The following is a 13,415-nucleotide window of genomic DNA, read 5'->3' as shown; positions in this document are numbered from 1 at the left end:
CGATGGATTGAGGGAGCAATAAAAAAGGGAGCCTGGGCGGACCCGGCTCCCTTAATTGGTGGCTGGCCTCCCTGATGGAGGCTCCGGATCGCCCTGGTGGGCAACCCGGATGGTCGCCCGATGTTATTCTGCCGCCTCGGCAATCATGTCGACCGAACAGAATTTACGGCCGAGCTTACCGTCGTGGAATACCACGCGGCCGTCGACGAGCGCGAAAAGGGTGTGGTCCTTGCCGATGCCGACGTTGCGGCCCGGATAGAACTTCGTCCCGCGCTGACGCACGAGGATGTTGCCTGCGATCGCTTCCTGACCGCCGAACTTCTTCACGCCAAGACGACGACCGGCCGAATCACGACCGTTACGCGACGAGCCGCCTGCTTTCTTATGTGCCATGGTGCTTGCTCCTTACGCTTCGCGTTATGCCTGCGCGCCGATCGACACGATCTTCAGGATCGTGTGATTCTGGCGGTGGCCATTGCGGCGGCGATAGTTGTGACGGCGGCGCTTCTTGAAGACGATGACCTTCTCGCCCTTGGCCTGCGCGATGATCTCGGCAGCGACGGTGAGTCCGTCGGTCGGCTTCAGCTCCGAACCTTCGCCGGCCAGCAGTACGTCGCTCAGCGTGACGGAGGCGCCGGCATCGCCCTCCAGCTTCTCGACGACGATCTTGTCTCCGGCGGCAACGCGATACTGCTTGCCGCCCGTGCGCACGACTGCGAACATGGCCTGACTCTATCCAAATGCTTGTGCCCGGTCCGGATTGCCGGGCCAGGAGGAAGGGCGCAGCTAGGAGAGTCGCGCCGGTTTGTCAACGCCGCACAGGGGCGTCGACGGCAATTACCCCTGATCAGCGTTCAGTGGCGGTGCTCACGCCGTAACAGGTAGCGACCCTCGCTCAGCCCCGTGAAGAGGCCGGGGATCGCCGGGTGATCGACCGGCTCGTCGCTGGCGTCATGCACCAGATTCTGCTGGCTGACGTATGCGACATAGGTCGATTCGGCGTTCTCCGCGAGCAGATGGTAGAACGGCTGGTCCTTGTTCGGCCGGATCCCCTCTGGAATCGACTGATACCATTCCTCGGTATTCGCGAAGACCGGATCGACGTCGAACACCACCCCGCGAAAATCGAGCATGCGGTGACGCACGATGTCTCCGATCGAGAAGCGCGCATGCGCAATCGTCGGCGGTGCCGGCGCATCGGTGACCGACACGGAGGTGACCGACAGGGACGTCGTCGACAAGGAACTGGGGGCAGAAGGCATGATACCAATCTAGTGGTTGTTGCGCGCTGCACAAGCAGCCGCTTGCGCAATGCAAACAAGCGCGTTAGAGGCGCCGCCTTCGACCGCCGGTTCGCGCTTTATTGCGTTGGCCGGACCCTCGCGGAGAGGTGCCAGAGTGGTCGATTGGGACGGTCTCGAAAACCGTTGTGCCTTTACGGGTACCGTGGGTTCGAATCCCACCCTCTCCGCCACTTTCTTTTATTTGTGACCGTCCATTCCTTCGCCTGTTCGGGCTCCCGACACAGCGCGGGGGAACGCCCGAAATCGGGTTGGTCCCCCACCGCCATGATCCTTCCTTCTATCGGTTCTCCCTCAGTTGGCATTCGCCAGGGAACCGGCGTACGCTGCCGCGATGTGGAGAGGGGTCCCCCGCCGCTGCGATCCGGTCCCCTCGCTTACGGGCGGGCACGATTGCGGTTTTCGCCGGGGTAACGGGCGCTGGATCGCCCTGGTCACAGCCGCCACGCTATGCAGCGCCCCCGCCGCCATGGCCCAGCCGGTCGCGATGAGCTTCAGCGCGGCGCTTGAGCGATCGGACCGGGTGGCGCCGGCCCTGGCCGCCGCCAAACATGCCCAGAACGCCGCGCGGCTCACCGAAGAATCGCTGTCCACGCTCAACCGCCCGATCGTCACCGTCTCGGCGCAATATGTCGAATATCAAAAGACGCTGTCGCTGGACCTCACCGGTCCCCGCCGCGACGCGCTCGACAGCACGAACAGCTTCCTGAATTCGATCCCCGGCTCGGTCGCGCCAGAGTTCCAGGCAATCGCTGCCGACGTCGTAGGCCGGATTTCGCAGGCGCTGCCGGGCCTGTTCTCCGCTTTGCCGAGCGAATTGTCCTACCGCTTCCGGCAGGACGTGTTCCGCCCGACGGTGCAGGGGATCCTGCCGATCTACACCGGGGGGGCCATATCGGCGATCAAGCGGGGCGCGGAGGCGGGGACCGCGCTGAGTGAAGCGCGCGCGCGGTCGGCGCGCGATCTGACGCAAGTAAATCTGATCCGCGCCTATTTCGGCCAGCTCGCCGCCGCCTCGCTCGAGGATTCGACGCGGCAATCGCTCGAGGCGCTCGATGATCTGCTGTCCGATGCGGTGAAGCTGGAGATGGCGGGCTTCATCCCGCGTGCGCGGCGGCTGGAGGCGCAGGTCGCCCGCGACGCTGCCGAACGGCAATATGAGCGCGCAGTTTTGGCGCATGACAGCGCGCGCAGCGACCTTGCGGGGCTGCTCGAGGTGGAGGGCGTGACGCCCACGACGTCCTTGTTCGTACAGACAGCGCCGCTGCCTCCATCGAGTGAGTTCCTGGGCGGCGAAGACGACCTGCCGCAAACGCGTGAGGCGGATGCGGCCAAGGCGGTGGCGCGCGCTGGCGTCGATCTGGCGAGGTCGCGTCAGCGGCCGCAGGCGTTCGCGTTCGGCGAATACAATCTCAATCGTTCCAACGCCTTGCCGGTGGAGCCGGATTGGATTCTGGGCGTCGGCGTGCGTTACACGCTGCTCTCCAATGTCGGGCGGTCGCAGGCGGTTGCGGCTGCCCGCGAGCAGGAGGCCGCCGCCGACGAAACCGCGCGCGGCGCGCGGCAGACGAGCCGTACGGCAACGTTGCGCGCGTGGAACCTGGTGGAAAGCGCGCGCCGATCCTTTGTCTCGCTCGACAGCAGCCTCGCAGCGGCGACCGAGAATTTGCGCGTCCAGCGGATCAGCTTCCGCGAAGGGGAGGGAACCGTGACGGAGGTAACGGGGGCAGAGGCGGCGCTGGCGGCGACGCGTACGCAGCGGGTGGCCACGGCGTATGAATATGATCTCGCACTTGCCGCGTTGCTGACCGCGGCGGGGCGTCTCGACTCTTTTCCGGGCTATCTGGCAGCGGCCAACGTCCGGGTCCCGATCTTGGCGACACGATGAACGATCGGCCTGCTCCGGAGACGGCGAGCGCGGACGAAGCGCCTCCCGCGCGGCGCACGCGCTGGCTGCTGTGGGGCGGCCTCGCCGTCGTCGCCATTGCCGTCGCGATCGGCCTGTGGCTCGCCAGCCGCCCCGCTGCCCCGCCGTTGCAGGGGGAGGTCGAGGCGGAGGAGGTCAACGTCGCCACCAAGGCACTGTCGCGGCTCAGCCGAATCATGGTGTCCGAAGGAGATCGTGTGCGGCGCGGCGAAGTGCTCGCCATCCTGAATGCCCCGGAGGTGGAAAGCGGCGCGCAGCAGGCTGACGCCGCGCTGGAAAGCGCCCGCGCCTTGCAGGAAATCGCCGACCAGGGCGCACGCGAACAGGACATCGCGGCGCTGCGGGCGAATTGGGAGGCGGCCAAGGCCACCGCGAACCTGGCTGCGACGACCAGCCGCCGTGTCGACAGCCTCTACCAGCAGGGCGTGGTGGCAGCGCAGCGACGCGATGAGGCGCGCGCGGCGATGGTGTCGAGCGCGCGGATCGCGGAAGCGGCCAGGCTGCAATATGAGAAGGTCGCCGCTGGCACGCGCAAGGAAAACAAGGAAGTCGCCGCCGCGCAGGTCCGCTCGGCGCAGGCGCTGGTGTCCGCCGCCACCGCGATGCAGCGCGAGACGCAGCTCGTCTCGCCGATCGACGGGGAAGTGTCGCGGCGGCTGGTGCAGCCGGGCGAGATCGTCAGCCCGATCCTTCCCGCCATCCAGCTGATCGCGATCGATCGCCCATGGGTGACCGTCAACATTCAGGAGGATGATTTCAAGGGCATGACGCAGGGCCGCGTGCTGCGCGGCTCGATCCCCGCGCTCGGCCAGACGGTCGATTTTCGCGTCACCAACATTGCGCCGCAGGGCAGCTACGCGACCTTCCGCGCCACGCGGCAATCGTCGGGCTATGACGTCCACGCCTTTGCCGTGAAGCTGGAGCCGACGCAGCGCGTGAAGGGGCTGCGCCCCGGCATGAGCGTCCTGTTCGACTGGCCACAATGAGCGTCTTCGCGGCGTCCTTCAGGCAGGAAGCCGCGCGGATCGCCCGCACACCGGTCGATCTTCTCCTGTTGACGCTGTTCCCGCTCGCCATGCTGGGATCGATGGCGGCGATGATGTGGGGCGGTACGCTGACCAATCTGCCGGTCGTCATCGTCGATCAGGACGGCGGGCCACTCGCCCGCACCATCACGCGCAACATCGATGCCACGCCCTATCTGGAAGTAGTCGCGCAGACGCCGCAGCGGGCCGAGGCACTGGCCATGGTCCGGCGCGAACAGGCCGTCGCCTATATGGTCATCCCGAAAGGCGTCGGCACGCGGTCGTCGACCGACCCGCCGATTACCGTGTTCTACGAGGCGGTATTCCTGTCGACCGGCTCGGTCGCCTCCACCTATCTGCGGCTCGTCACCACGGCGACCTTGCTATCCCAAGCGCCGCGCAACCTGGGGGTCACGGGGGCATCGGTCGCCCAGCGTACCTTGCCGACGATCCAGATCACGCTGCTCGGCAATCCGACGCTCAGCCTCGAATGGTTCCTGGGCATGTTGATCGGGCCGAGCATCCTGCATCTGGTGATCGCCATTTCGTGCATCGGCTCGCTCGGCCTGCTGATGCGTGACAAATCGTTCGGCGCGTACGTCCGCGACACGCGGGCACCGGTGGCCGCGCTGTCGGGACGGCTGGCGGTTCATGTCGTGGCCGGCATCCTCTGGGCCATCGCCTGGCTGCTATGGATGACGCTGGCGCGCGGCTATCGCCCAGAAGGGAGCGTGGCGCTGATCGTGGTCGGCTTCGTGCTGTTGTTCATCGCGACCGCAGCAATCGGCCTGCTGTTCATCGCGGTGACGAAGGAAGTCGGCACCTCCTTTTCCGGGGCGGTCATCGTCGCCGGCTCGGCGCTCGCCTATTCCGGCGCGACGCTGCCGCTTAGCGGCGGGCTCTGGTTCGCGCAGGACTGGAGCAAGGTGTTGCCGCTCACCCATTTCATCATGCTGCAGATGGACCAGTTGATCGGTGTCACCGCGCGCGCGGATCTGACGCCGATGATCGCGCTGCTGCTCTATCCGCTGATCGGCGGCACGATCGGCATGGTGCTGGTCCTGCGATCGAAACGCCCGGCATGAGCTTCATCGGCGCGATCGAACAAACGCTGCTGCGCATCCTGCGCACGCGCGAGTTGCTGATGCTCGCGATCGTCTCCGTGCTGTTCTACGCCTTTTATTACCCCACGCCCTATCAGCAGCAGACCGCGACCGACATCGCGCTGGTGGTGGTGGATGCGGATCGCTCGCCGCTGTCGCGCGCTCTGGTGCGTCACCTGTCGGATACCCGGGCCGTCTTTGTCGTGGTGGAGACGGGCAATCTCGGCGAGGCGCGAGAGCTGGTCCGCGCGCGCCAGGCGGACGGCGTCTTGTACCTCGCCCCGCACCTGCAACAGCGCGTCCTCTCCCGCGGCGGCGGGACCGGCATCGCACTGTGGCTGAACGGCGCCTATTTCGTGCGGGCAGAAGCGATCGGGGAGACTCTGGCCGAGGTGGCGCTCGATACCGTGAACGAGCTGGCCGACGCGGTGCCGGCAATCGCGCGGCAGCGCGCGCCCGAGGTGCTGGTGCAGCCGATCTTCACCACCGGCGGCTACCGTGACTATGTCTTTCCGGCGGTCGCCAACATCATCCTGCAACAGACGTTGCTCGCGGCGTCGGCGCGGTTGGTGGCGGATCGCCGCCAACGCGGCTGGACGCTGATGCGGCGGGCGGAGGCGTTGGGCATGCTGGTGGCCGCCGCCATCATCGGGACGCTGGCGTCGGGCTTCTACTTTGGCTTCGTCTATTGGGTGCAGGGTGTGCCGCGCGGCGGCAACATGCCGGGGCTGCTCCTCGCGATCCCGCTGTTCGCCGTTGGCGTCGCGAGCCTCGGCATGCTGCTCGGCAGCCTGTTCCGCACCGGTGACGATGCGCTGAAGGTGCTCCTTCCCACGTCGCTGCCGCTGCTGTTCCTGGGGGGCTTCGCCTGGCCGCTCTACGCGATGCCGCAATGGCTCGCGACCGCGGCATGGCTGTCCCCGGCGACCCCCGCAACGCACCTCTTCATCCGCTTCAATCAAATGGGTGCCACTCTGGCAGAGGCGTGGGGGCCGTTCTGCGTGATGGCCGGGCTGGCCGTTTGCTATGCCGCGGCGTTTCTGTGGCGGGTGCGACGGCTGAACAGGGCAGCGGCCGCCAAACAATAAGGCGCGCCGCTCGGGGGACGAGCAGCACGCCTTTCAGGTTTGGGAAGGTGGGAAAAACGGTTGCGCTTCTGACCATCGGTATCCGCAGACGCCGCCCTTGCGGGGGCAGCGCCTGCGAACAGTGGCGGATCAGAAGTTCACGCGCGCCCGAACGCCGTAGCTCTGCGCGTCGTTCAGGAAGCGGATGTTGAGCGCGGAGCCCACCAGCGCCTTGGTCGAGGCCTGCTGGTCGGTGAAGTTCGTCGCCCAAGCCTCAAGCCGGTAATTGCCCAGCGTGTAGCCGACACCCAGGTTCAGCGTGGTGTAGCCGGCCTGGCGATCCGGGAAGCCCGCCTGCAACGCGTTCTGGCGCTCGCCATCGAGGAAGACGATGTCCCGCTCGTTGAACTGCGACAGGAAGTAGGACGAACGATAGTTCAGCAGCGCCTGCCAGTCGAAGCGGCCGGCCCCGATGTTGAACCACTGTGCCAGCTTCACGCTGACGTTGAACTTCGACGCCAGCGGCAGACGGTTGCCCGTCAGGTCGATGAGCGGCGATTCGCCCGTCTCGTTGTTCTGCCCGCGCGCGTCGGCCACCGTGCCGCGCGTGATCTTGGTGTCCAGGAACGCGACATTGGTGTCGAGCGAGAAGTTGCCCGGCAGGTTGAAGCGCGCCTCGGCCTCCAGACCATAGATGCGCGAGGCACCGATGTTGCGGTTCACCAGCGAGTAACCGTTGCAGACCGGCGGGGTCTGCGTCTGATCAAGGTTGATGCAGGTCAGGTCCTGGAACACCTGGTCCTGATAGTCATAATAGAAGCCGGTCAGGTTCAGATACGCACGGCGGCCGAAGAGGCTGAAGCTGTTGCGCGAACCGGCCTCGAACACCGTCAGGTTTTCCGGCTTGAACGTTTCGGGAATCGGCGATGTCTGGAACGTGTCGTTGAACCCGCCCGACTTATGGCCGGTCGACACCTTGGCGTAGAGCATGTTGTCCGACGTGACGTCATATTCCAGCCCGACGCGATAATCGACGAAGTTGAACTTCGCCGAGCCGCGCTGCTGCCCCGGGATAGTCAGATTGGCATAGCTGAACCCACCGTTGGTACCCGTCGGGCAGGTGACGAAGCCATTGTCGATGTCCGGCCGGGTGAAGCAGGTGCCGTTCGGGTTGGTGCCATTGGCGATCGAGCCGATCTGCTGGATCAGCGTGTCGCGCGCGCCCGGCGTCTTGATCCCCTCGATCAGGAACTGCGCATATTGCTGCGGCGTGGTGAGGCCGGAAACGTTGAAGTTCGGCCGGTCGAGCAGCGCGGGGCTGAAGCCCTCGGTGCCCAGACGCGTGCTGACGCAGCATGCGTCGTCCGCGCCGCCCAGCGTCAGCGCCCAATTGCCGCCGATGCCGTACCGCGACTTCTTTTCGTCGGTGTAGCGGATGCCGCCGATCACGCGCAGGCGATCGGTAATGTCATAGGTGCCGTCGGCGAAGAAGGCGAAGCTTTCGCCGTCGACGTCCGGCATCGTGAATTCGGTGCCCGAATAGCAGCAGTAACCGCGATCGGCGACGGCCATGTAACCGACCTGCTGCTTCTCCTTGAAGTAGAAGCCGCCCAGGTTCCAGCGCAGCGCCTGATCGGAATCGGCGCTGGCGCGCAGTTCATAGACCTGGCTCTGCGAACGGGTCTGCCAGAAGTTGTTGGAGAAATTGTCGAACTGCACCGTCGAATAATCGCGGCCGTTCCACGCGATGCTCTCGCTGCTGGCATTGACCTGCATGAAATCAACCGAGCGATAGCTGCCGGTCGCCTCGACCGAGAAGGTGTCGAAGCGATAGCCGATCTTGCCCTGGACGCCCCAGAGCTCGTTCTCCATGTCGCCCTGCTGGCCGCGATAGACGACCTTGCGCAGGTCGAGCTGCTCGGCGCGCAGCCCGGTCGCCTGGACCGCGGCGAAGATGTTCGCGCCCGGATAGCCGGTGCCGGTTTCCTTGCCGTAATCGCCGATCACCGAGAAGGAGAGGCGGTCGGTCGGCTCCCAGCGTAGCGACAGACGGCCAGCGTAATTTTCCTCAAGGCCGGCCGGCTTCAGGCGGCTCGCCTGCGGATCGGGCGAGGCGTTCTTGAAGCCATAGTCCTTGTTCACATAATAGCCGGCGACACGCGCGGCGAAATTGTCGCCCAGCGGGACGTTCAGCGCGCCTTCGGCGGCATAGCTGTCGCGATTGCCATATTCGGCCTGGGCATAGCCGCTGACGCGGTCGAACTGCGGCTTGGCAGTGATGATGTTGAGCGTGCCGGCCAGCGCGTTGCGGCCATAAAGCGTGCCCTGCGGCCCCTTGTTCACTTCGACCCGTTCCAGATCGTAGAACATCAGGCCCAGGCCGCGCGGACGCGGGATATAGGAGCCGTTGAGGTGCGGTGCGGCGCCCGGATCGCCCAGCTCGGTGTTGTTCGACGAGCCGACGCCGCGAATGAAGATCTCGATATTGCCTTCCTGGTTGGCAATGTTGAGCCCCGGCACGGCCACGCCCAGGTTGCGGACGTCGGTAATACCGCTCTTGCGCAGGTCATCGGCACTGAGCGCCTGCACCACGCCAGACACGTCCTGCAGATTCTGTTCGCGACGGTTGGCGGTAACGACGATGTCGTCGCTGCCCTGCTCGATTGCCAGCGGCGAGGTCGGACTGGTCGACTGGTCCTGCTGCGGGGTTTCGATCACCTGCGCGACGGCCGGCATTGCGGTGCCGGACAGAAGAAGCGCAGCCAATGGCAAATACTTGTTCTTTGTCATGGTAACTCCCTGAGACGTTTTGTTTTTTATTATTGGTTGTTGTTCGGGCATGCGGTGCCCGCGCCGTTCGCCTGCACGAGCCGCGCGCGAGAAATCGTCAGGTCGAGCGTGCCGTCCGTGGTCAGAGAAAGCGGTGCCGTGACCTGGCGCATGTCGGCACCGGCCTTGGCGAAGCAGGAAAGCGGAACGGTGATGGTGGTCCACGCGCCGGGTTTCGCGGCACGCAGCGCGTCCGTGATCGGCACGTCGCCGGTGCAGGTCGCACCGCATGCGACGCCCGCGGTCACCGTGCGGCTGGGCGCGCCATCCACCTTGAGATCGATCTGGACGGCGAGCGCACCATTGGTCTCGCGCATCAGATCCACCGGCGCGCTGTCGACGAACGCTGCCACGGCCTTGCCGCGACCGGTCCAGGTCAGGCGGACGCTGTCTTCCTGCGCGCGGCGGTCGGCGCCGCGTGCGGTGATGAGGTCGGGCCCCGGATTGGGGGACAACTCGCCCGGCGCGCCGATCAACAGCCGCCGGCCGGCGCCTGGCCGCCCGGCATCGAACAGGATCGTGCGGTCGCCGCTGGCCAGCGTCGCGCGCTGTTCGGGCAGCGGCGCCAGGTCGCCGCGGTCCTTCAGCGTCAGGCCAAAGCCATAAGGGAACAGCGGATTATAGTCGGTGTCGCCAACGTTGACCGCAGTCTGATCTGACGTGCGCGGCCAGCTGTACGGCAGCTTGCCGCGGAAATCGGCCTTGCCGAACAGTACGTCTGCCACGCCGCCGCCCTCGCTGCCCGGCAGCCACGCCGCGACAAAGGCGTCGGAGGCGTTGAGGTACGGGTTCACCCATAGCGGACGACCCGACAGGAACACCGATACGGTCGGAATGCCGGCCGCCTTCAACCGCTTCAGCAGCGCCAGATTGTCCTGCGCATCGTCAAAGCCGACGTCGGCGCGATCGCCCTGGAATTCGGCATAGGGATCCTCGCCGAACACCACCACGGCAACATCGGGCTTCTGTGTGAACTTGCCGTCCGCCGCGAGGTCGACGGTCGCGCCGACGCCCTTGGCCACTTCGCGCACGCCTTCGGCAATGGTCTGCGCGTTGGGGAAGTCGGCGCGGTTAGTGCCGGTGCCCTGCCAGGTCAGCGTCCAGCCGCCGGTCTGCTTGGTCATGTTGTCCGCGCCGTCGCCGGCCAGCAGGATGCGCGCGCCCGGCTTCAGCGGCAGGACGCTGCCGGCGTTCTTCAGCAGGACCAGCGACTGGCGCACTGCCTCGCGCGCCACGGCGCGATGTTCGGCACTGCCGAGGAGGTCATACTTGCCGGCGAGCGGGCGGGTGGAAGGCTTGCCCGCCTCCATCAATCCGGCGCGTACCTTCACCCGCAGGATACGGCGCACCGCATCGTCGAGGACGGTCTTGGGCAGCCGGCCGTCCTTCGCCTGCGCCAGCGTATTGTGCCACAGCCCCTTCCAGCTGTCGGGCGCCATCGCCATGTCGAGCCCGGCGGTGAACGTCTGGTAGCAATTGTCGGGCTTGCAGCCATCGACCTGGCCATGGCCGTTCCAGTCGCCGACCAGGAAACCGTCGAAGCCCCAGCGATCCTTGATCACGCCGCGCAGCAGCGATCGGTTGCCGTGCATCTTGGCGCCGTTCCAGCTGGAAAAGCTGACCATGATCGACTGCACACCTGCCTCGATCGCGGGGATATATGGTGCGGCGAACAGGCGGCGCAGCGTCGCCTCGTCGGTACGCGCGTCGCCCTGGTCCTTGCCGCCGGCGGTGCCGCCATCGCCGAGGAAGTGTTTGGCGGTGGCGATGATGTGCCCGCCCCGCAGCCAGTCGGGGTCGCCAACCTTGCCCTGCAATCCCTCGATCAGCGGGCGCGCATAGGCGGTGGCGATTTCGGGATCCTCGCCGAACCCTTCATAGGTGCGCCCCCAGCGATCGTCGCGCACCACGGCCAGCGTCGGCGCAAACGTCCAGTCGAGGCCGGTGACACGCATTTCCGTGGCCGTTACTTCGCCGATCTGCCGCATCAGCTCGGGATTGCGCGTCGCGCCCAGCCCGATGTTGTGCGGAAACAGCGTCGCGCCCACGACATTATTGTGGCCGTGAACCGCGTCCGAGCCCCAGATCACCGGAATGCGCGGCAGCTTGCCGCTCGGCCGCATCGACGCTTCATAGAAAGCATCGGCGGCGGCGATCCAGGCCGGCGCGGTCACGTGGTGCCCGTCGCCCGGCTTGGAATTGCCGCCATTCAGCACCGAACCCAGATGGTAGCGATAGACGTCTTCCGGCGTGACGCTGGCGATATCGGCCTGCACGACCTGGCCGACCTTTTGCTCCAGCGACATGCGGCGCAGCAGATCCTCGACGACCTTCTCGACCTTGGCATCGCGCGTCGCGGGCAGGGCAGGGGTCGCCCAGCTGGCGGGATTGGCGGTGGTGCTTGCCGGCGTTGCGGACGCGGCCTGAGGCTGAGCGGTTTGGGCGTGCGCAGTGGCACCGACCATGGCAACCGCCAACGCGATATAGCCCACGCGATCCAGCACTTTCAGCACGTCCATCCCCTCAGCAAAACCACGATGCCCGGACGCCGTGCTGCCGGCGTCTGCGGGACGGCGTCTTGACAGCGTTGTCTAAACAGCTGTTTGGCAACGTTGTCAATTTTGAAGTCGGTGCTGGCGATCCCGCCAGGTGCGGATGCCTTGTCTGGGGCGGCACAAGGGGTACGGTGCCCCGCGTGACATGATCGCGGCGACACGGGCACTGACGGATGGCGGCACGACACGGCATACGGCCGGCGCGCCAAGACATAATCACTGACGGCCTCGGCCGGGGATGGGGTTTCAGGGATCCGATGGCTGACGGCAGGGGGCAGGGACGGGCGACCATCACCGACGTGGCGGAGCGATCCGGCACTTCGATCAAGACGGTGTCACGCGTCTTCAACGATGAGCCGTTTGTCCGGCCTGAAACGCGTAAACGCGTCCTCGATGCGGCAGCCGCGCTCGATTACCATCCCAACATGGCGGCGCGCAGCCTGGTTCGGGGCCGGTCGTTCCTGATCGGCCTCTTCTACGAGAACCCCAGTCCCAACTATGTCGTGGACTTGCAGACGGGGGCGCTGGATCGGCTACACGACGAACGGTACCGCCTGCTGCTCTTCCCATGCGAGAGTGCGCGCGTTGTCTCAGGCAAGCTGTTGCAACTGGCGCGGACCTCGGGGGTGGAGGGGATCGTGCTGGCGCCCCCGCTGGGCGACGATCCCCATACGGTGAACGAACTGGTCGAGGCGCGGATACCCTTTGTCCGGATCGCGCCGACCACCGCGCTCGATGCCTCTCCGACCGTGGGGATCGACGATCGGGCCGCGGCGCGGGAAATGACCGACCATCTTCTGTCGCTCGGTCACCGGCGGATCGCCTTCGTGCAGGGGGATCCCGCGCACCCATCCAATACCCAGCGGCTGGAAAGCTTCCGCGCGGCGATGGCCGCGGCGGGGGCGACCGTCGAAGAGCGGTTGATCGAGCAGGGGAATTATACCTTCGAATCCGGGCTTGCCGCCGGGCGCCGGATCTTTGCCGATCGTCAGCGCCCGACGGCCGTCTTTGCTGCGAACGACGACATGGCGGCGGGCGTGGTGGTTGCCGCAAAGGAGGCGGGGCTCGACGTGCCCGGCCATGTATCGGTCGCCGGGTTTGACGACAGTCTGATCTCACGGGTCACATGGCCGCAGCTCACCACGATCCATCAGCCGACCTATGACATGGCGCACGCCGCCACCGATGCATTGCTCGCCGTCATAGAAAAGCGTCCGATCAAGCAGGCGGTCAGGCTGGAGCATCAGCTGCTCGTGCGTGGATCTACCGGACGAACGACGCCACTCTGACCGTACGGCCGTCCCGCGATGGTTCGAGGCCGTTTTTCTCCAGCACCAGGCCGGCCTTCGCCAAAGCCAGCCCAGATTCGCCCCGGGGCCCAAGACGATTCGACCGAGGCGAAATCCCGCAACTCGCGACGGAGACGGACCAAAACCGGCGGAAAACCGTTGTTTTTGAGGGTGAGTGTAGGAAAGTTGTAAAAAGTGTTTGACGGGTAGGTTGGGTCCTCCTAGATGGGTGTCACCGCAGCGGTGGCCCGGACGGGTTGCTGGAGTGGTTAGCGAAAACAAGGCGCCATGGCCGCCCCGGTAAAAGGGGGTTAGCTGA

Annotated in this window: 10 protein-coding genes and 1 tRNA gene; 6 read left to right on the top strand and 5 right to left on the bottom strand. The window is 65.9% G+C overall.

Annotated elements, in window-relative coordinates:
* Window positions 1-123: 123 nt before the first annotated feature.
* The 3 genes from rpmA to hspQ all read right to left on the bottom strand — a co-directional run bounded on the left by rpmA (window position 124) and on the right by hspQ (window position 1,226).
* Window positions 124-393, bottom strand: coding sequence for a 50S ribosomal protein L27 (gene rpmA, locus K0S66_RS01695; protein WP_046406357.1), 270 nt, complete (start codon window positions 391-393; stop codon window positions 124-126).
* A gap of 24 nt (window positions 394-417) precedes the next feature.
* On the bottom strand, window positions 418-723 hold the full coding sequence (gene rplU, locus K0S66_RS01690) for a 50S ribosomal protein L21 (RefSeq protein ID WP_066780773.1): 306 nt from the start codon (window positions 721-723) through the stop codon (window positions 418-420).
* Window positions 724-854: 131 nt separating this feature from the next.
* On the bottom strand, window positions 855-1,226 hold the full coding sequence (gene hspQ / locus K0S66_RS01685; RefSeq protein WP_301073784.1) for a heat shock protein HspQ: 372 nt from the start codon (window positions 1,224-1,226) through the stop codon (window positions 855-857).
* Window positions 1,227-1,384: 158 nt separating this feature from the next.
* Between hspQ and K0S66_RS01680 the strand changes: the two genes are divergently transcribed.
* From K0S66_RS01680 to K0S66_RS01660, 5 genes are all read left to right on the top strand, one after another.
* Window positions 1,385-1,474: transfer RNA gene (locus tag K0S66_RS01680), tRNA-Ser, on the top strand.
* Window positions 1,475-1,770: 296 nt separating this feature from the next.
* Complete coding sequence (locus K0S66_RS01675; RefSeq protein ID WP_301073361.1) at window positions 1,771-3,189, top strand: TolC family protein; 1,419 nt, start codon at window positions 1,771-1,773, stop codon at window positions 3,187-3,189.
* On the top strand, window positions 3,186-4,214 hold the full coding sequence (locus K0S66_RS01670; protein WP_301073360.1) for an efflux RND transporter periplasmic adaptor subunit: 1,029 nt from the start codon (window positions 3,186-3,188) through the stop codon (window positions 4,212-4,214). Before K0S66_RS01675 ends, K0S66_RS01670 begins: the two co-directional genes overlap by 4 nt.
* Window positions 4,211-5,338, top strand: a complete 1,128-nt coding sequence (locus K0S66_RS01665) for an ABC transporter permease (RefSeq protein ID WP_301073359.1) — start codon at window positions 4,211-4,213, stop codon at window positions 5,336-5,338. The genes K0S66_RS01670 and K0S66_RS01665 overlap by 4 nt, the downstream gene beginning before the upstream one ends.
* Complete coding sequence (locus K0S66_RS01660) at window positions 5,335-6,444, top strand: ABC transporter permease (protein WP_301073358.1); 1,110 nt, start codon at window positions 5,335-5,337, stop codon at window positions 6,442-6,444. Before K0S66_RS01665 ends, K0S66_RS01660 begins: the two co-directional genes overlap by 4 nt.
* Before the next feature lie 129 nt (window positions 6,445-6,573).
* Here K0S66_RS01660 and K0S66_RS01655 read toward each other — a convergent pair whose 3' ends face one another.
* Complete coding sequence (locus tag K0S66_RS01655; protein ID WP_301073357.1) at window positions 6,574-9,213, bottom strand: TonB-dependent receptor; 2,640 nt, start codon at window positions 9,211-9,213, stop codon at window positions 6,574-6,576.
* A 29-nt stretch (window positions 9,214-9,242) separates the two neighbouring features.
* On the bottom strand, window positions 9,243-11,765 hold the full coding sequence (locus K0S66_RS01650) for an exo 1,3/1,4-beta-D-glucan glucohydrolase (RefSeq protein WP_301073356.1): 2,523 nt from the start codon (window positions 11,763-11,765) through the stop codon (window positions 9,243-9,245).
* 299 nt (window positions 11,766-12,064) lie between these two features.
* On the opposite strand from K0S66_RS01650, the gene K0S66_RS01645 reads away from it, so the two are divergent.
* Window positions 12,065-13,096 (top strand): LacI family DNA-binding transcriptional regulator, encoded by a 1,032-nt coding sequence (locus tag K0S66_RS01645; RefSeq protein WP_301073355.1) that lies wholly within the window; start codon window positions 12,065-12,067, stop codon window positions 13,094-13,096.
* Window positions 13,097-13,415 lie beyond the last annotated feature (319 nt).

The organism is Sphingomonas sp., from assembly GCF_029239295.1.
In the GTDB taxonomy this organism is placed as follows: Bacteria; Pseudomonadota; Alphaproteobacteria; order Sphingomonadales; family Sphingomonadaceae; genus Sphingomonas.
Note: the sequence above shows the minus strand (reverse complement) of the source record. Positions and strands in the feature narration are given on the sequence as shown.